Origin of the sequence: Zunongwangia sp. HGR-M22 (assembly GCF_027594425.1) — a bacterium.
Taxonomy (GTDB): domain Bacteria; phylum Bacteroidota; class Bacteroidia; order Flavobacteriales; family Flavobacteriaceae; genus Zunongwangia.
The window spans coordinates 351,691-371,760 of the sequence record NZ_CP115159.1 but is presented as its reverse complement, the minus strand read 5'-3'; the positions used below and the strand labels follow the sequence as shown (position 1 = coordinate 371,760).

General features: G+C 32.5%; 20 protein-coding genes. 1 reads left to right on the top strand and 19 read right to left on the bottom strand.

The window, feature by feature from the left end; genetic code table 11:
* Positions 1-3: 3 nt before the first annotated feature.
* From PBT91_RS01640 to PBT91_RS01550, 19 genes are all read right to left on the bottom strand, one after another.
* On the bottom strand, positions 4-1,176 hold the full coding sequence (locus PBT91_RS01640; protein ID WP_270060074.1) for a polysaccharide pyruvyl transferase family protein: 1,173 nt from the start codon (positions 1,174-1,176) through the stop codon (positions 4-6).
* Positions 1,173-1,751, bottom strand: a complete 579-nt coding sequence (locus PBT91_RS01635) for an acyltransferase (RefSeq protein ID WP_270060073.1) — start codon at positions 1,749-1,751, stop codon at positions 1,173-1,175. The genes PBT91_RS01640 and PBT91_RS01635 overlap by 4 nt, the downstream gene beginning before the upstream one ends.
* On the bottom strand, positions 1,751-2,854 hold the full coding sequence (locus PBT91_RS01630; RefSeq protein ID WP_270060072.1) for a glycosyltransferase: 1,104 nt from the start codon (positions 2,852-2,854) through the stop codon (positions 1,751-1,753). The genes PBT91_RS01635 and PBT91_RS01630 overlap by 1 nt, the downstream gene beginning before the upstream one ends.
* A 2-nt stretch (positions 2,855-2,856) precedes the next feature.
* Complete coding sequence (locus PBT91_RS01625) at positions 2,857-3,726, bottom strand: hypothetical protein (protein ID WP_270060071.1); 870 nt, start codon at positions 3,724-3,726, stop codon at positions 2,857-2,859.
* Complete coding sequence (locus tag PBT91_RS01620) at positions 3,714-4,541, bottom strand: glycosyltransferase family 2 protein (RefSeq protein WP_270060070.1); 828 nt, start codon at positions 4,539-4,541, stop codon at positions 3,714-3,716. The genes PBT91_RS01625 and PBT91_RS01620 overlap by 13 nt, the downstream gene beginning before the upstream one ends.
* A complete protein-coding gene (locus PBT91_RS01615) occupies positions 4,542-5,144 on the bottom strand; it encodes an acyltransferase (protein WP_270060069.1) in 603 nt (200 codons plus the stop codon).
* A 54-nt stretch (positions 5,145-5,198) separates the two neighbouring features.
* Positions 5,199-6,410: a glycosyltransferase family 4 protein gene (locus PBT91_RS01610; protein ID WP_270060068.1), complete on the bottom strand. Its 1,212-nt coding sequence runs from the start codon at positions 6,408-6,410 to the stop codon at positions 5,199-5,201.
* The gene (locus PBT91_RS01605; RefSeq protein ID WP_270060067.1) at positions 6,407-7,639 is read right to left on the bottom strand and encodes a hypothetical protein; all 1,233 of its coding nucleotides are present in this window, start codon (positions 7,637-7,639) and stop codon (positions 6,407-6,409) included. The genes PBT91_RS01610 and PBT91_RS01605 overlap by 4 nt, the downstream gene beginning before the upstream one ends.
* A complete protein-coding gene (locus PBT91_RS01600; RefSeq protein WP_270060066.1) occupies positions 7,639-8,547 on the bottom strand; it encodes a polysaccharide pyruvyl transferase family protein in 909 nt (302 codons plus the stop codon). Before PBT91_RS01600 ends, PBT91_RS01605 begins: the two co-directional genes overlap by 1 nt.
* Positions 8,548-8,558: 11 nt before the next feature.
* On the bottom strand, positions 8,559-10,088 hold the full coding sequence (locus tag PBT91_RS01595; RefSeq protein WP_270060065.1) for an MATE family efflux transporter: 1,530 nt from the start codon (positions 10,086-10,088) through the stop codon (positions 8,559-8,561).
* A 96-nt stretch (positions 10,089-10,184) separates the two neighbouring features.
* Positions 10,185-11,309, bottom strand: a complete 1,125-nt coding sequence (gene gmd, locus PBT91_RS01590; RefSeq protein ID WP_270060064.1) for a GDP-mannose 4,6-dehydratase — start codon at positions 11,307-11,309, stop codon at positions 10,185-10,187.
* Positions 11,310-11,347: 38 nt separating this feature from the next.
* On the bottom strand, positions 11,348-12,298 hold the full coding sequence (locus PBT91_RS01585; protein ID WP_270060063.1) for a GDP-L-fucose synthase family protein: 951 nt from the start codon (positions 12,296-12,298) through the stop codon (positions 11,348-11,350).
* Positions 12,299-12,336: 38 nt separating this feature from the next.
* A complete protein-coding gene (locus PBT91_RS01580) occupies positions 12,337-13,731 on the bottom strand; it encodes a nucleotide sugar dehydrogenase (protein WP_270060062.1) in 1,395 nt (464 codons plus the stop codon).
* Positions 13,732-13,754: 23 nt separating this feature from the next.
* On the bottom strand, positions 13,755-14,492 hold the full coding sequence (gene cysQ / locus PBT91_RS01575) for a 3'(2'),5'-bisphosphate nucleotidase CysQ (RefSeq protein ID WP_270060061.1): 738 nt from the start codon (positions 14,490-14,492) through the stop codon (positions 13,755-13,757).
* Positions 14,493-14,553: 61 nt separating this feature from the next.
* Entirely contained in the window at positions 14,554-15,810 is a 1,257-nt protein-coding gene (gene cysN / locus PBT91_RS01570; RefSeq protein WP_270060060.1) for a sulfate adenylyltransferase subunit CysN, read from the bottom strand.
* Positions 15,811-15,845: 35 nt separating this feature from the next.
* Positions 15,846-16,751, bottom strand: a complete 906-nt coding sequence (gene cysD, locus PBT91_RS01565; protein ID WP_270060059.1) for a sulfate adenylyltransferase subunit CysD — start codon at positions 16,749-16,751, stop codon at positions 15,846-15,848.
* 1 nt (position 16,752) lies between these two features.
* The gene (gene cysC, locus PBT91_RS01560; RefSeq protein ID WP_270060058.1) at positions 16,753-17,343 is read right to left on the bottom strand and encodes an adenylyl-sulfate kinase; all 591 of its coding nucleotides are present in this window, start codon (positions 17,341-17,343) and stop codon (positions 16,753-16,755) included.
* Between the two features lie 59 nt (positions 17,344-17,402).
* On the bottom strand, positions 17,403-18,404 hold the full coding sequence (locus PBT91_RS01555) for a mannose-1-phosphate guanylyltransferase (protein WP_270060057.1): 1,002 nt from the start codon (positions 18,402-18,404) through the stop codon (positions 17,403-17,405).
* 332 nt (positions 18,405-18,736) lie between these two features.
* A complete protein-coding gene (locus PBT91_RS01550) occupies positions 18,737-19,210 on the bottom strand; it encodes a UpxY family transcription antiterminator (RefSeq protein WP_270060056.1) in 474 nt (157 codons plus the stop codon).
* A 305-nt stretch (positions 19,211-19,515) separates the two neighbouring features.
* On the opposite strand from PBT91_RS01550, the gene PBT91_RS01545 reads away from it, so the two are divergent.
* Complete coding sequence (locus PBT91_RS01545; RefSeq protein WP_270060055.1) at positions 19,516-20,052, top strand: YceI family protein; 537 nt, start codon at positions 19,516-19,518, stop codon at positions 20,050-20,052.
* Positions 20,053-20,070: the final 18 nt, after the last annotated feature.

Genomic DNA, 20,070 nt, shown 5'->3' with positions numbered 1-20,070 from the left:
AGACTATCCTAAATGTTCTTTTAAAAATGCCACTGATGATTTCTTTTCTGCATCAAGAATCTTATTGGCTTCGATAAAATTACACTCAAAATATTTATCTAACAATGACATCTCTTTAATATCTTCCCAGACTATTCTATCTTCCAACCGAGTCATTTTAAGAAAATTAATCATTCTAGAATTATTTTTTCTTTCTGGATTTAAAATTGCAAAAAAAGGAACGTTAAAATTAGTAGCGAAAGCTGTACCGTGAAAAGAATTTGTTAAAACAAAACTTGCACTCATAAACAATTCGATATATTCTGCTGGCCCTGCATACTCGATTATTTCTATACCAGAATAACTTTTATTAGAATAAGCCCTTTTGGTTAGCATAATCACTTTAAGACCCAACTTTTCTTTTAAGTAATTAGCTATGTTAATAAGCGTTTCAGATTCATGCAGCATGTAAATAATAATATAAGGATTTGCTTTTAAGTGAGCAACACAGCTATTACCAACTATCACTTCCATCCATTCTTCTTTAGACATGAGCAAAGTCGGGTCTAACACCCTCTTAGCTTCTCTTCCTGCAATTTCCTTCACTAAATCTACCCCGTCATCTTCTCTGACAGCAATTGCATCAAGGTTATCAATATATTTTTTATATAGTTGATAATACTCCTCATCTATTTTGGAAACACCAAAACTCGAAGCGAATGAAATTTTCTTAGTAGACTTCGGCACAAAATCTAAAAAATAAGGTGCTAAAGAAGTACCTGCACTAGGATTCCATATTTGGTCACTTCCAGCAACTATCACATCATATTCTAATTGTGCTTTCTTCAAATCTTCGTATTTTCTGTATTCATTAGAAAATTTAGTATTCTTTCTATGAAAATTGTGAAAATTTTTTTTTCTCAGGCTAATCTTCTTAATAAATAGAGATCCGAAATCTTCTACAACAGGAGACACCATTCTATACAAGAAAAAATGTTTCACTCTATCACTTTTTTGAAAATTAATATCAGGGCGAGAAGCTGGAGACTCTATATGTCTTTTATGCTTATAGTAAACGTAATCGATTAATTCTGCATCGTAGCCTATTAGCCGCAATTTTTTTTGAGTCGAATATGCCTGCAATTCGGCTCCATAATTATTTGTTCGAGATATTGTAATTATTCCAATTTTTTTCATATTTCAATTTCTTGAGAGTTTTGTGATAAAAATCTTAAATGCTTAGATTTATCACTTTCATTTTTAAATCTTTCTCTAAGTTTTTTAGCAGGGACTCCTCCCCATATTTCACATGGAGGTATACTTTTATTTACGACTGAACCTGCTGCAATTATAGAACCTTTTCCTATAGTTACGCCTGCTATGATGGTGGAAGCATGCCCTATCCATACATCATCTTCAACGATTGTCAATCCATCATTTATTCTTTCTCCATCCCAGATATATTTACTCGCAGCTTCGAAATAATGATCATTTCTTCCCACAAATGAAACTCTTCCAGCCATTAAAATATTATCTCCGAAATGAACATCAGTTGCTATGCTACAATATTTTCCGAATTGAACCCTATCTCCAATTTTTATATTTCCCTTTACGAAACTAGTGTATTTCATAACTCTCACAAAACCATTGTACTGAACCCATGGAAATTTTATATTGAAAAAATACCAAGTTCTTAGCAAATTTAAATACCATTTTATTAAGAATTTATATTTGCTTGATCCTTTTGGTAAATTAGTGTATTGTATTTTCATTATTTTGCAAACTTTTTAAACACCTCTACATAATCCTGAAAGGATACTGGCATTAGATTGGAATTATTATCGCTTCTAAAATTCCCTGAATTTTCTATAAAATAATCAAGTACATTTACGAATTCCATTTCACTCAAAGGATCAAATAATTTTCCATTTTGATCTGTTACAAAATCAATGGCACCAATATATTTACTCGCCATAACCGGAGTCCCAAATATTAGCGCCTCATTTATAACCGCACCAAAAGGTTCAAATCGGCTTGGCAATACATAAAATTGCGCCATTTCATACCAGGTATAAAGTTTTACTCCAGAATAGAAACCAGGAAAAATAACTTTATCTTTAATACCCAGTGAAATGGTCTGAGCTACTAAATCATCTTTTTTACTCCCTTCTCCTACCAACACCAATATGCAGTCACTATTTTGAGATTTCGAAAAGGAAGATAATAGTAAATCTAGCCCTTTAATATGCTCTAGGCGACCAGAATATAATATTAGTTTCTTATTAAATAAGTTAAACTGCTCTTTATACCGTTTTATTAACTTAGGAAATTCACGCCTATATTTTAATAAACTTTGAGGGTTTTGGATATTTGGACAAACTTCCACATTCAAATAAGGAAAGTTTTCCTTGTACCATTTTTTTACTCTATTACTATATACAACTACTGAATTGGAACGAAGCAAAACATAATTTCTAAAATAAGACTTAAGCCCACTAACGGATTTAGCAATACTTAGATTATCAGAAGTTGTAATAACTAATTGGTAATTATACTTATTCTTAAATCTCGCCACCATTATACTAGTAGCAGAATATTCGTGAGAAAATATGACTTTTGGCTTTAATACTTTGATAATCTTAAAAACCCCAGTCCTAATTGGACGCTTCCCGATCCTCAAGCCTTTATATAAAAATATGGTCTTAATATTTCGATCCAATTTGCTTAGCAACTCTTCCCTGTTATATTTAAACCCATCAAGATCGGCATCAGTAAAAGCTATAGTTAAATCATAAAATTTTGCCATTTCATTAAATACATCAATACGCCAAGGAGGAAGATATTGAAAAAAAATAAGCGCTTTTGGTTTTAACATAATCAATACCTATTTCTTAATTTCCTTTTGATTTGCTTAAATAAAAATAGGCTCACCTTTCTTAAACCATTTAATTTGACCGAAAAAAAAATAGGACTATGACTTTCTTTTGCTAGGCTTTGTAATTTTTCACTTTCAAGATTAATTACTTTGGGAATACTTACTTTCACAAATGGAATACCATGATGAGAGGTTTTAAAACCAAAAAAATGCATATCTAAATGTTTTATATGCTCATATTGAATGAGATCCCAATCACTTTTATTGGAATAGAAATAAAAAATGTTTTCAGGAGATGAAATATATTTTTTCAATGAAAAATATGAATTCACTGAAGAATCATATTTCTTACGAAAAACAATAGGATTTTTAGATTCATTAGAAGTTTCTAAAAGATCATACAATTGCGTTTGACCATTAAATGAAAATATAGATCCTGCCTTTAATAGCTGCCCAAAAAGTATAGCAGCATATCCTCCAGCAGAACTACCCACTGTTACCACTTCATACCCTTTTGTTTCTACTTTTAGCATTTCATAAAGCTTTTCAATAGAATTTAGTTCTTTGTTTATTCCATTTAAATACCATTGCTTTTTAATATCTCTTACAAAAATATGCTTTTCCGCTTTTTCTATACGTGTACCATACCATTCAAAGCGATTACGGTCGACTAATTGCTTTTTAAATGCTTCTGGATGATTTGGATAATAAATATCATGGCTACTAAAATAAATAGCACAATAAGGTTTGCTTTCTCTCTTAACAGCAGGGTCATCTATCTGCGAAAATTGAATAATAAAGTTGGGATTATTTCTATAATATTCATTTACTTCCTGAGAATCGGACTGAAATACATTTATTATATTTTCCATAATTTAGGGAATGTAGCTCTGAGATGAATTGAAAAAAAATGTTTGGTAGCTATAAAAATGCCGTAATGCCTTAGCTCATATATATAAAAATAATAAGGATGACTATTGGCTAACGGGGAATATAAGGATTTGTACCTTTTTATTATTGGGGTCTCTGGCAGACACCACTTTGGTTGTGTTTCATGATTATCGCAAACACCAATGATTTGTGAGGCGACAAAAATTTTGATTCCCTTCTTTTTTGCCCTCAGTCCGTAATCCAGATCTCCCATACTGTGCCTGAATACAGGATCAATTAAACCTATCTTATTATATACATATTCAGGCACTAAAACAAAGTTACCATTCATATAACTGCATTCCCTTAGCTGATTTGAAGGCTCTAATATACCTTTACCTGGCAAACTTCCTCCATAGCTTAATTTTGTACCATCAGTATTTTGAGTAGTTCCACATATAATAGCAGTGTTCCCTTTACTTTCTGAATTCTTGAGCATTGTATTCAATGCTCCTTCAAAAAGAAAGGTATCATCATTTAACCATAAATAAAAGTCATATTTCTTATGTGTTACTGCAGCTTTCCAACCCAAATGCATACCTCGGTTCCAAAACAAATCTCCAGAACCTTTTATTATTTTTACCATTGGAAAATTTTCAGCTACTGCATCAGGTGTTCCATCGGTACAACCATCATCCACCATAAAGGTTTCCAACTCATAAGCCTCAGGTATTTGCTGATTATAAAGCTTTTCTAGGCATTCAAGCGTTTTCTCTTTTCTATTAAATACAGTTAGTATAGCCGCTACAGTTTTCATCTACACATTTTTAATAAATTTAGCGGGATTGCCACCCCATATCTGATTATCCGGAATATCTTTAGTAACTAGAGAATATGCTCCAACTATTGAATTTTCTCCTACGGTAACTCCTTTTAAGATCATTGCCCCTGCACCCAAAAAAGCATTTTCCTTTATAATAACTGGTGCTACAGCCTTATGAAAAACGTCTTCTTTACTAGCTCTAATTTTTGGATCTAAGGAATGAAAATCCGTATCAAAAATTTTCACTCCTCCTCCTATCTTCACATTATCACAAATAGTGATTTTATGGTGACAAATCAATGCTGTTTGCGAAATACCAACATTCTTACCTATAATTAATTCTGCATGATGGTTTACGAAAAAAGTACATCTATTATAGTATCCTATAGGATTACCTTTTATTCCATTATTCATAGCGAAATTTTCATCTATAGAAAACCTTCCATTTTTAGCTACCATCGTGTAAGGAATTCCTCTTGTTCTAAATGTTTTATAATCAATTCTGTTACCTTTAAAAAGATAAATCGTTATTAATTTCTCCAGTTTTCTGGTAAAAATTGATCTTATTTTTAATGTTATTTTATATAAATAATACAAAACGGTACTTTTTAATTTATGTAACTAAATTTGGAAAATCTTAGATTGAAAGAATTAAATTAATTGATTATAAATTTGAATTTGATTTTCTAATACTAACTCAGGAGCATTTTCCAATTCGCGCCTTTTAATTGCATATTTTGAAATATCGCTAGCCAACTTTTCATCTTCTATTAATTGAGCGATCATTGAAGCACATGCCACCACATCCCTAGAGTTATAAAAAAGTGCTTCTTTACGATCCTGTGCAAGCTCAGGCATAGCACCAGCATAAGAAGCTACTACGGGAACCCCTAAGATCATCGCCTCAGCAAATGCTAGACAATAAGTTTCTACAAAAGATGGTACTACACAAACATCACAAGCTAATAATTCCTTTACTATTTCCTTTTCAGATAATGATCCCGTATAGAAAACATTATCCTTCAAATCGTTTTTATCAACTAAAGATTTTAAAAAAAGGGAATAGCCGTCAATCATTTTATTACCAACCATTAGGTTTCCAGCGAGCCTAAGCTTAACATTAGGATATTGTCTTTTTAAAAATTTCGTAGCTTTAATCAAAACATGAATACCTTTATACGAAACAGCAGCGGAGCTCGAAGAAAAAATAACTGGAGAACCTTTATTCTTTTTAAATTTCCATTTCGGAGAAGAATAAAAAGAATCTCTCAAGAGTATTTTAGTAGCATAAAGATTAGCCTTTGAATTAATGTATTGAACATGATTTTTCACCCAAATTGATTGATAAGAAATATGCTTAAAACATTTTAAAGCTTCCACTTCTTCATATCCTCGTTCTCTAAATTTATTTTTCCTTTGAGTTAAAATACGATTAGGCATAATTAACTCCTTAATTGTAATGGTTTTAAAAATTTCCAAATAACTTAAGCCTCCATAATAAAATTGAGTATAAGCAAATAAGAGCCCCTGTATGTCTATTATTGTTTTAAAACTTATAAACCCATTTTTATAAATTGCTGCCCATATTCCTTCGGTTCCCCATATATGCACTAAATCAGGCTTTATTTTATCTAAAATAGACTTTACCTCCAATGAAAGAGCTTTATCCGATTTTTTAAGGATTACTATTTGCGAAATACCATCTACATCGTATTCCTCAGCTTTATTACCTAATGCTAAATTATACATTTTAAAACTACCGGTATGGTTCAATTTCATTGCTAATGGTTGTAACCAACCACCTGTAGCTCTTATAAGCTCTTTAGAAAAAGATACATTACTTAACCAAACAATTTTTTTCATCTAAATATGGTATTTATCCACAAACCGAATTCTTTGTTATTCATCCTTCTCAATTCCTCTGAATATCCCATAGCTATTGCCATCCACAAAGAAATATTCATTATATCAAATTTATTAAAGTCTTCAACCCAACCATATATAATATGGAAACCTATAAAAAGACCTAAAACTTTTAAATAAATATTATTAGATCTATAAATAGCTAAATAACCACTCCTAATATATATTAAAAAATAGAGAGTTAAACCAATCAGCCCTAGCCATGTAAAGACATTTGGAAAAACCATTTCATTGTAATGCCTCTCTTGATGATTGGTTTCGACAGCTTGAGAAATTTTATCACCCAAAACTTTAGAATCGTTGCCTCGAGCTGGAGTCCTTCCAATGATTACATATCTATTTTTTATTGCTGAGCTTATAACTTCACTGTATAATAAAGTTCGCGTATCCGCGGACAGATCTTCTGTAACAGTTTTCCCATTTACAATTTTTTGCTGTGTATAATCGTCATCGCTGTAAATATCTTTAAATACATTAAAATGACCCGTAACGCCTAAAGCAATTAAAATGAACGGTATAAAACAACAAAAAACATATATATATTTTATAAATTTTAAAGATAACACTCTGTAAAATACATAGACAAAATTCAGTATTAGAACTACGAAAGATTTAATCACTTGACTTCGTGCCCCAAGATCTGAAAACATCATCACCAATAACAAAATGATAAAAATGATTCTCCACTTTTTTTTAAGTACTGGCAAAAAACAACAGAGCAAAATTACAGGCCCCAAATAAAAATGGTAATTACCAGATTTAAGTACCCAAATAAAAAATATAAAAAACGCAGGAAAAGCATATTTCATCCACTTTCTCAAAGTGTACCCTAGAATCAAAGGATTGGAATAAGGGAAAACGAATACGGGAATAGAAAGAGCTAAAGAACCTGCTATCAGTTGTTTATACTCCCAATAGCCATCAGCTATAATTCCTCCCCTTATTACTTCAAAAATTAACCATCCAAAATATAAGTACAACATAGGAAAATACCTACTAGGCATAGATAGAGTTGCATTTCTAGTATAAACAATTACTGTTATAATAGTAAGAAATGCAATAAACCATTCAATCATTACATTAGACAAGGGTAAAGCACTCCATTGATTGACAGAAATAAAAGTAATTACAATAATAAAAAAGGGAAGAATATCTTTTATTTTTATCATCAAAAGCTGTTTGGTAATAAAACTTTATTTATATCATCAAATGGGCATGCAGAAATCAAAGGTTCTAAATCTATTTCCGGAGTCTCCCATTCATCCATTATATATTTTGAAAGATTGTCAATCTTCCTAATATTATCATAAAAATAGGGCTCATTTATAGATTTATTTATCGAAAGATAGAAGTCATTATACTTAAAGTAAGATTTCTTAGAAGCTAGGTGAAAGCCAAATGCAGTCCATAGATTTGGTACATTGTATGCTTCTGAAACAATCACCCCATGAAGAGAGCTAGATAAAATAGCTTCACAAGATAAGATTTCATCAATAAAATTTGTCCATTTTCCGTAATTTGAAATATTAATAAAGAGTACATCCTCTTTGGAATAACCATATGGAAGTTCGACCTGTACTTTGTTAAGCTCTGAGTAATGTAAAATTAGTCCTATCTTGTACTTTTTCCTAAACTTTGGATAATAGATTCTTGGTAGAATTAAAGCAGGATCACCATATACTTCTGGACAATCAATCCCACATTTTAAAAGTTCATATCTAGTCAAAGGGCCTCTTACAGCTAAGACTTTTTTAGGTTTTTCTAATTTTCCAACTTCATGCAACAAACCTGCTCCCCATATTACTGAGTTTGAATTGCAATACCATTGTATAACGCTACCAATAAATAAGTAATTATTACTATTAAAAATCCTATAACGATATGGAATCACTTTTTTACCAGAAATTATTTCTCCAATCTCAAAATTAATATCATCTCCCCAATTATAATTATCTTTTTTGAACCTAGGTATAGCAAATGATATATAAATATACCCTTTGCTTGATAAGAAACTAGATAAGAAATATATAATATTTAATTTATCAAGAATTATATTTTTTATGTTAATTAATTTCATTTCGTCAATAGCTATTTTTTAAACTTAATTATTTTATTTTTTACATTCCTTAACATATTCTTTTCCATCTGAGTTATAAAAAAGAAATAATAAACTAACAAGAAAGTGACTGTAGTGAGTAATCCTACTAATAACAATCTCAAAACACCTCTATCTAACAAGATATTTATTGAAAACCCTGATACTATCATCAATAATGAAATAACACTAACGGGCCAAAAGACTTTAAAAAAATAACTACTATATTTAAGATCACACAATTTACGGGAAAAGAAAATGTTTGCATAGCCACCCAAAATACCCCAAAAAAATATCCAAACTATATATAGAACATAAGGTGGACTGCCATAATTAAATAAAATATAAGTGATAATTATTGGCAGAATATTTATTATACTTTTTACAATAGTGTATGTTTTTATATTACCCTGTGCAACTACTGTCCTACTAATCATAAAAGTTAATTGTTCAACTAAAGATTTCAACAATTGCAAACGAACAAATAATACTGCCCATTCTGGAATATTTTTTAACCAAACTTTTAAAATAAATTCAGTTTCTATGATAAAAGGTATAGCAAAAAAAGCTAAAAGTAAATATGAAAATTTACAGCTTATCAATGAAGTATCTAGCATTAGAGCTCTATTACCTTCCCCTTCACTTTTTGAAATTACGGGATTTACGGCTTTCATCATATTATTAGAGAATACCATAAGCTGCCCAGATATTTGATTAGCAACTCCCTGTGCTGCATTTAATACAGGTCCAAAAAAACTATTCAAAACTACTCCAAAACCATACTGAGTAATCATCGAACTTGAAGCTCCTAAAAGATTGAATCCTGCAAAACTTGTCATTTCTTTCATAAAGACATAATCCCAATATCTCTTAATAGAAATAGTACATTCTTCATATTTCTTATGACAATAAATTCTCATGACAGTAAGAATGATAATTGGTATAATTGCCATTAATACTCCGTAAACTATCAATTTGTCAGCTTCTGTATAGACAACATAAATTGCAACTGTTAATTTTAATACTGATTCTATAACGCCTACAATTGAATAATATAGCATATTTTCATGAGAGTTAAGAATTGCTTCATAAGGCACACTCATGACCGTAAACATTGTACTAATAATTAAACAGCCAAATACGACCTTAGCGGCATAGATCCGTTCTTCCGGTATAGTCAAAAATTCCCTAAAAAAAAAATATCCAGCACACAATAACAATATTCCAACAAATAAAGCTATACAAAAATGAAGAACAAAACTGATATTAAAAATACGCTTTTGCATATTTATATCTCCTTTGCCCTCATAAAAAGACATAAACCTCTGTGTAGCTCCCGCCATTGCAGCATGTAGAAAACCTAACATTGCAATTGCTCCGCCAACCACATTGAAGATACCAAAATCCGTAACCCCCAAAGCATTAAGAATCAACCTTGTAGTGTACAATGAGATAAACATAGTTATCCCCATCTTGGCATACAAAAAACCTGTATTTTTTATTACCCTATTAGCTATGGACATTTAGAAAAAAATCAAATAATAAAACTTTGGTTACTAACATATTCGCATCTAAACTTTCTTTCAATTCAAATTTTGAAAAAAAAGAAAGTTTTACTTTTACTCAACCTGTTTTAAAATTTTATGCCCTGCTTTTAAAAGATCTACATCTCTTTTCATCAACTTTATGTCCCCTTTCATCATATCTTTCACTAATCCTTTTAGATCATATTCCGGCACCCAACCCAGCTTTTCTTTTGCTTTAGAAGGATCTCCTAACAATAAATCTACCTCTGTTGGACGGAAATATGAAGGATCTACCGACAATACTTCTTTTCCAATCTCGACTTTATATTCGCCTTTACAGGATACAACATAAGCTTTTTCATCAACTCCTTTACCTTTAAAATCTAACTCAATCCCAACTTCTTCAAAAGCCATACGAACAAATTCTCTAACCGTGGTAGTCACCCCAGTGGCAATTACCCAGTCTTCTGCTTTTTCAGCTTGCAATATCATCCACATCATACGCACATAATCTTTAGCATGTCCCCAATCTCGTTGAGCTTCTAAATTCCCCAAATATATTTTATCCTGTAAACCAAGGGCTATTTTTGCTACAGCTCGAGTAATCTTTCGGGTCACAAAAGTTTCACCTCGTCGCGGAGATTCGTGATTAAACAGGATTCCGTTACAAGCATACATATCATAAGCTTCACGGTAATTCTTAGTAATCCAAAAGCCGTAAATTTTAGCTACTCCGTAAGGAGACCTTGGATAAAAAGGACATGTTTCATCATAGAAGCCATTTGCATTTTTATTTTCCGGTAAACCGCCGTAAAGTTCAGAAGTAGAAGCCTGGTAAATTCTTGTTTTTTTCTCTAGCCCTAATAAGCGCACTGCTTCTAAAATTCTTAGAGTCCCTAATCCATCTACATTACCTACATACTCCGGAGAGTCAAAAGACACTTTAACATGAGACATCGCTCCCAAATTATAGATCTCATCAGGTTGCGTTTCCTGTATAATACGGGTTAGATTCATAGAATCTGTTAGATCACCATAGTGCAACTTTAACTTTTGTTCTGGATCATGTGGATCCTGATACAAATGATCAATCCTATCAGTATTAAATAAGGAAGCTCTTCTTTTGATACCATGAACCATATAGCCCTTTTCTAATAATAACTCAGCTAAATAAGATCCATCCTGACCTGTAATACCCGTGATTAATGCGACTTTCATAATTAAAATTTTAAGTATTAGTTTAGATTGTTAAATCGTTATAATTTTACTTCCTTAAAGTTCTCTATATTTTCAAGAAACCATCGATACGTTCTCTCTATTCCTTCTTCTAGATCTACTTTATGTTTCCACCCCAAATTATGCATTTTGGAAACGTCCATTAATTTACGAGGTGTTCCATCTGGCTTCGAACTATCCCAAAAAATATCACCTGTATGACCAACGCTTCTTTGTATTGTTTCCGCCAGTTCTTTAATGGTGATATCGATACCGGTACCTATATTATATAAATGTTCAGGTAGTTTATTCTCAAGTGCAAAAACAATACTTTCAGCCATATCATCAACAAATAAAAATTCTCTCATTGGTGTCCCACTACCCCATAAAGTAACTGGCGCATTTCCATTTTCTTTTGCTTCATGAAATTTACGAATCATTGCAGGTAAAACATGTGAAGTTTTAAGATCAAAGTTATCGTGCGTTCCATATAAATTGGTAGGCATCAAACTAACAAAATCTTTATTAAACTGTTTGCGTATTGCCTGGCAGGTCTTTACACCCGTAATCTTTGCAATCGCATACCATTCATTAGTAGCTTCCAAAGGTCCAGTAAGCAAATATTCTTCTTTTAATGGCTGCGGAGCTAACTTAGGATAAATACAAGAACTTCCTAGGAATACAAATTTTTCAACATCTAGTTCATGTGCTGCATTAATTAGATTGTTTTGGATTTGCATATTCTCCATAATAAATTGGTATGGATAATCATTGTTTGCTAAAATCCCACCAACTCTTGCTGCGGCGTCTATAATAACATCCGGCTTTTCTTTTGAAATAAAGTCAGCGACTTGCTTTTGATCTCTAAGATCAAGCTCTTTACTAGTTTTTCCTATCAAATTAGAATAGCCTTTATTTTCTAAAGTTCTCCATATAGCGCCACCTACCATTCCACGATGACCTGCAATATAAATTTTAGCAGTTTTATCCATAACAATCATTATTTTAATTTCTTTTTTTAACAATTGAATTAATTTCCAATCGCATAAAATTTAAATCCTAAATCTTCCATTTCTTTATTACTCAATAATTTTCTTCCATCGAAAAGGAAAGCAGGTTTAAGCATATTTTCATAAATTTCTTTCCAATCTAAAGTTTTGAATTCATCCCACTCTGTCATCAGTGCTATTGCATGAGCATCATTACAGGCTGCTTCAGCAGTATTTACAACTTTAACAAGTTTGCGGTTTTCTTCATCAGACCTTGAACCTAGATAAGCCAAATCAGCATAAATTTGTTCAGCAGTTACTTTAGGATCGTATACAACAATTTCTGCCTGTTCATTTAAAAGATAATCTGCGACATAGATAGATGCAGCCTCTCTTGTATCGTTAGTATCTTTTTTGAAAGCCCATCCTAGCATTGCAATTTTCTTTCCTGATACTGTATTATAAAGTGTCTTTACAATGTTAGCAGCAAAACGTCTTTTTTGATGATCATTCATGATAATCACCTGCTCCCAATAATCAGCCACTTCATTTAAACCGAAAGACTTAGAAATATAGACGAGATTAAGAATATCTTTCTGAAAACAAGATCCTCCAAAGCCTACAGAAGCTTTAAGAAATTTGGGCCCAATTCTAGTATCCATGCCTACAGCTTTCGCTACTTCATTCACATCTGCACCTGTCTTTTCACAAAGTTCAGACATTGCATTTATACTAGACACTCGTTGTGCCAGAAAAGCGTTAGCCGTTAATTTCGATAATTCCGAAGACCAAACATTTGTGGTTAGGATATTGGTTTGAGGCACCCAATGTCCATACACATCAACTAAAGCTTGCATTGCTTCTCTACCCTTTTCAGTATCAATCTCGCCACCAATTAAAACCCTATCCGGATTTAATAAATCATCTACTGCCGTTCCTTCTGCTAAAAATTCAGGGTTTGATAAAATTTGAAAATTAACGCCATTCCCAGTATTTTCAAGGATATTTTTTAATGCCTGAGCCGTTCTAACGGGTAAGGTAGATTTTTCAACAACAATTTTATCTGAAGTAGCAACCCTTGCAATTTGACGTGCACATAATTCTATCCACTTTAGATCAGCTGCCATTCCCTTACCTATACCATAGGTCTTTGTTGGTGTATTAACCGAAATAAAAATCATATCTGCTTTATCGATCGCCTGATCCACTTCAGTAGAAAAAAATAGATTTCTACCTCTGGCTTCCTCTACTATTTCAGATAAACCGGGCTCATAAATAGGAATATTATTCACATCTTCATCGTTCCAGGCAGCAATTCTTTTTTCATTAAGATCTACTACGGTTACATTAATTTCCGGGCATTTTTGAGCAATAACTGACATAGTTGGCCCACCAACATAACCAGCTCCTATACAGCAGATATTCTTAATTTTCATTTATAATATTTTAGTTGATTACTTTATGAATGAGCAGAAACACATATAAAGTCACTGTTCCTTAAATCTTTTTTATTATATAATAGTGGTATTTGATTCCAATCCTGTATTTCGGCATGTGCATAAGAACAAACAGCGTGTCCTGCGGCGGTATCCCATTCCATAGTCGTGCCAAATCTTGGATAGCAATCCAAAACACCTTCAGCCACCATACAGATTTTTAAAGAACTTCCTTTAGAAATAACCTCTACATTAGGGTATTCTCTTCTTTGCTTTTCAATAAAATTTTTAGTTTTTTCTGTCAAATGAGATTTACTTGCTGCAATTGTAAAATTCTTTGTATCAGATTTTAAAGGAAGTTTCTGTTTATTTTTAAAACTACTCTGAAAATCATCGAAACATGTAACATTAGCTAATTTGTATGATCCTGACTTTGATCCCCAATAAATTACCTTTAAGGCCGGAGCATATACAACACCCAACACTGGTTTTTGTTGTTCGATCAAAGCGATATTTATGGTAAACTCTCCACTTTTTTTGATAAACTCTTTAGTACCATCTATTGGATCTACAATCCAAAGCTTCTCCCAATCTTTTCTCTCCTCGTAAGACAAATGTTTTCCTTCTTCAGAAAGAATTGGAATTCCTGTTTTTTCCAGCTCTTCTTTTATAATTCTGTGCGCAGCTTTATCGGCTCGGGTTAAAGGTGAATTATCCGATTTAAACTCTACATCGAAGCCTCCTTCATTATAAATTGACATTACCTTTTTGGCCGCTTTAAAACTTGCCTTAATTGCTATCTCTAAATACTGATTTTCCAAATTAAACAATCATTCCTGCAGCTACAGTTTCATTAGTTCCTTCATCAATTAGAATGATGCTTCCGGTATTTCTATTATCACGATAAGAATCGATCATTAATCTTCTTGTAGCCCGAATCTTCACTCGAGCAATATCATTCATATTCAAGCTATCATCACCTTCCTCACGGTCATAAGAATTGATATCTATCTTATAAACCACAGATTTAATCATTGCTCTTTCCTCATTCGAAGTATGCTGAATTAGATATTTAGCACGTGGCTTCGCAGCCTCATTATTTAACCAGCATAACATCACATCAAACTCTTGAGAAGGTTCCGGCTGATTATTTTTTTTCACGATCATATCTCCTCGGCTAATATCTATATCATCTTCCAAGGTAATCGAAACAGACATTGGAGCAAAAGCTTCTTCAACTTCAATATCACCTGTATTGATGGACTTAATTTTTGAAGTAAATCCTGAAGGTAAAACAGCTACTTCATCTCCTTTTCTATAAATTCCGCTAGCGATTCTACCAGCGTATCCTCTATAATCCCTAAACTCCTCAGATTGCGGTCTTAGAACTGTTTGAACAGGAAATCTAGCATCTATCTTATTAATATCGCTACTAATATGAAGTGTCTCAAGAACGTTTAAAAGAGTACCACCAGCATACCAGTTCATATTTTCTGATTTATTCACAACATTATCTCCTTCTAAAGCGCTAATTGGAATAAACCGCACATCTTTCATTAATAACTTACTACTAAATTCTTCAAATTGAGCCGTAATTTTATTAAAAGCCTCTTCAGAAAAATCAACAAGATCCATTTTATTTACACATACCACAAGATGTGGAATATTTAATAGCGAAGCTATAAAAGAATGTCTTTTTGTTTGCTCGATAACGCCGTTTCTGGCATCAATAAGAATCACCGCTGCATTAGCTGTCGAAGCTCCTGTCACCATATTTCTTGTATACTGAATATGACCGGGTGTATCTGCTATTATAAACTTCCTTTTGGGAGTAGTAAAATAGCGATATGCAACATCTATGGTAATCCCCTGTTCTCTTTCATCTTTAAGCCCATCCGTAAAAAGAGCAAGATCGACGCCGTCATGTCCCTTTTTAGAGCTCGTCTCTGTAACGGAAGCTAATTGATCTTCAAATATAGATTTTGAATCGTATAAAAGCCTTCCTATCAAGGTACTTTTACCGTCGTCTACACTACCTGCGGTTGTAAATCGTAATAATTGATTATTACTAATTTCCATAGTAACTTGTATCTTAAGGTCTAAGACCCATTTATTTAAAAATAACCCTGTTTTTTTCTGTCTTCCATAGCCGTTTCTGAGCGCTTATCGTCAGATCGATCGCCCCGTTCTGTCTTGCGCATGGTAGAAACCTCTTCTGCAATTTTTTCCAGTGTATCTGCATCAGACTCTATGCCTCCAGTAATTGTGATGTCTCCTAGTGTTCTAAATCTTATTTTCTTAGATAAAATTTCTTCATGCTCTTCCAATTTCAAAAAATCCGAAACCGGAATCCAAGAATTGTTTCTCCAAACCACCTCTCTCTCATGAGCGAAATATAAAGATGGGATTTGAATATTTTCACGTTTTATATAATTCCAAACATCCATTTCAGTCCAATTACTTATTGGAAATGCCCTAAAATGTTCTCCTTCAAAATGCTTTCCATTAAGGAGATTCCATAATTCCGGACGTTGATTTTTAGGATCCCATTGTCCAAAATCGTCTCTATGCGAAAAAAATCGTTCTTTAGCCCTAGCCTTTTCTTCATCTCTTCTCCCACCACCTATGGCACAATCAATCTTATTAGCCTCAATAGCATCGAGCAGAGTGGTAATTTGTAATGCATTACGAGTTGCATTTTTACCCTTTTCTTCCTGCACCCGGCCTTGGTTTATAGATTCCTGAACAGAACCAACCAAAAGATTAACGCCTAATTTCTCCACTAGATCATCACGAAAAGCAATGGTCTCTGGAAAGTTATGCCCAGTATCCACATGCAATAGCGAGAACGGTATTTTACTTGGATAGAACGCTTTTTTTGCTAAATGAGTCACAAGAATCGAGTCTTTGCCACCGGAAAATAAGATTACCGGATTATCAAATTGAGCCCAGACTTCTCGTAAAACATAAATTGCTTCCGATTCAAGTTCATCTAAATAATTCAGATAATACTTCTTCATATCATTTTTCAATTATTCGGTCGTGAATATACTGAAATATTCTCCGAATGCTTTCTTCTATTTCTTCCTTTTGAGTTTCTACATGCAAATCTGGTGCTGTAGGCTTCTCAAACTCACAGGTAACTCCTGTAAAATTTCTTATCTCTCCCTGCCTTGCCTTTTTATATAGACCTTTAACATCTCTTTTCTCACAAATCTCTATTGGCGTATCAACAAAAATCTCTATACATGCATCACCAAGAGTTGATTTTATAATGTTCCGATCAATTTTTTTAGGGGTTATAAATGCAGCAATCACAATTAAACCACTATCCAAAAACAATTTACAAACTTCAGCTATTCTTCTAATGTTTTCATTTCTGGATTCTTGATCAAATCCTAGATCTCTATTGAGTCCACACCTCATATTATCCCCGTCCAATGTGTACGTATGAAAACCTTCGGAAAAAAGTTTTTTCTCCAGCAGATTAGCCAAGGTAGATTTACCAGATCCTGAAAGACCGCTAAACCATACTGCAATAGGCTTCTGACCTTTTAAAGAAGCTCGTTCGGAAACAGAAATTTCATATTTATGGGGAATAATATTACTCATATTAATCTATTCTACTTAAGAAGCTAGCAACTTAAAAATAAAAGCAGAATTAAATATTTCTATTGGATTAAAGGTGAATTTTTATCTACCAGTTGTTGATAAACCCCTTTTACATCTTGCGAAGCTTTTTTCGACAAAATCAAAATAGCATCATCAGTATTTATGAAAATACAATTTTTCAATCCAACAAAAGCGGTAAATTTATCGCAGCCAATAACCATATTCCCATATTCATCTACAGGATAACCAGACTCTAAAAAGTAATCATATACCGCTTCAAAGCTACCCATGTCGCTCCAGTCGAATTCAGCATTAACCACCTTTATTAATTCACTACGTTCCATTACAGCATAATCGACGCTTATAGAAGGGATTTGCATCGACAATTCCTCATCAAGCATCCCATCATTCGCCTTTTCAAAAGCCTCCTTAGAATTATTATACACCTCGGGTTCATATTTTTGAAGTTCTGATAAAAACACCCCTGCTTTAAAGCAAAACATTCCGCTATTCCATAAAAAATTACCTTTATGCAGAAAATCTTTTGCGGTCTCTAAGTTGGGCTTTTCGCGGAAAGAAAGTACCGATTGTCCATCACTTTCAATATACCCATAACCAGTTTCTGGCCTAGTTGGTTTTACACCAAATGTTACAATATTATCTGATTTAGCTAACTCTATAGCCTTAGAAACTGCTTTATCATAAAATTGATCTGCCTTGATAATATGATCGGCAGGTGTCACCACCAATATATCATCTGGTTTTACCTGAAATGCTGCAAAGGCAATAGCTGGAGCAGTATTTCGAGGAGTGGCTTCAACTATTTCATAATAATTATTAACTCCAAGTTTTTCCAGACTTTTAATTGAAAGATTGCGATTATCTTTATTTCCCACCACTATCAATCCATCAGAAAATTTCTGATTTCGCTTAACAGCAAGCTCAAATAAAGAATCATTCTTAAAGATTTCTAAATATTGTTTAGGTCTGGATTTTCTGGATAGTGGCCATAAACGGCTTCCCACCCCCCCGGTTAATACAACATGATAAGTAGCACCCATACTTTAACTGATTATTTTACTTTAAAGATAAAATTTTATACGGCTTCGCCGCAAGAGTCACAGATTTAAATCTCCCAAGTAGTTTATTCGAAACTTCAATTCATATAAAAAAGAAGCTGTATTTTATGTGTAAAATCGATTCAACCTTTAGTTAAACCGAGCTCCAAAACTATTTATTTAGAGTACACTAACCTATAAATAAATGTTAATTCAACAAAACTAAAATTTAACATTTTTTTTACTATTGCTATATATTTAAAAAGACTCCGGTGTTATCAAGAAATATTCATTAATTAAATAGTTAAATTCAGAATAATGTGATATTCATTAATTCAAATAACTTCATTAATATCAGCAGTTAAAAATATTCCTAAATCTGGCAGAACAAGCTTTAATTTTGTTTTATTTATCTCCTGAACAAAAGCCGTTTTATCTTTAAAAGCTCCTTTTTTAATCTTGAAATTTTCACCCGGTTTATATTGTGAAACTCTAATATTATTGATGGTTTCATTGCCCAACCACTCTTTGATCATTTCAATTTCATTTTGACGAACTTTAGCCGGCTTTCCTAACCAAAATAAATATTTTACGACCCCTGGCACATCAAAAACTATAGAACGATCCTTTTCTAATAACTTCACAAAAATATATGTTCGAAATAAAGGAACAGTGAACTTCTTTTTACGATCACTCCATTGTCGTACTTCTTCTATTACGGGACAAAAGACCTCAATTCCCATTTCCTTTAGAGTTTTAGCCACTCTAATTTCAGACTTAGGCTTTGTTATTACTACATACCAAGACATAATAAATCACTGGTTTGAAACAGAAGCTATCTTTTGGGGAATAATTAAAGAAACCTTAAGTGGGGAAGTTTCTAAATGAATCATAGCTTCAAAAATGAAGCTGTAAATATAAATCAATTAATAAAATTCAATAAAAGAAAGTGTAAAAATTTTCATGGCTCATTAATACTAAAAAGAAAAAAGAACTATATCGAAATAGTTAATAACTCCTCACAAATACCGCGTGATTTCAGCAAAACATGACATTAATCATAATTTCTCCAGAGTTAATATGAGAAATTTGTATCAAACAAAACAAATAAGCCATGAGAACTAAATCCCTTAATTATTCATTGATCACTTTAATCCTTATAATTTTCACAGGATTTAATGTAAACAGCCAGAATCTTAAATCGATTACCTCTAACATTTTGGTAGAAGGAACATCTAATATTCATGATTGGGAAATGACTTCTAAAAATGCCGTTGGACACATAGAAAGTAAAGACGGAAAAGTCTCTAAAATCACAATTGAAATCCCGATTAAATCTCTAAAAAGCGGAAAAGGAGGCATGGATAAAAATGCGTACAAGGCTTTAAACGAAGATGATTATCCTAAAGTAAAATTTACTTCGAAAGAAGTACAATCAAACAAGATTATTGGAAACCTTACAATGAATGGAAAGTCTAAAACAATTTCAATACCAGTAAGTATAAAAAATTCTAACCAAAACATCAAAATCTCAGGAAAACAGACAATTAACATGACCGATTACGGTGTAGAACCTCCAACAGCTTTGATGGGTACCATTAAAACAGGTGAAGAGGTAACGGTAAACTTCAATTTTCAATTCAATCAATAACTAATTCATAAATCAAAC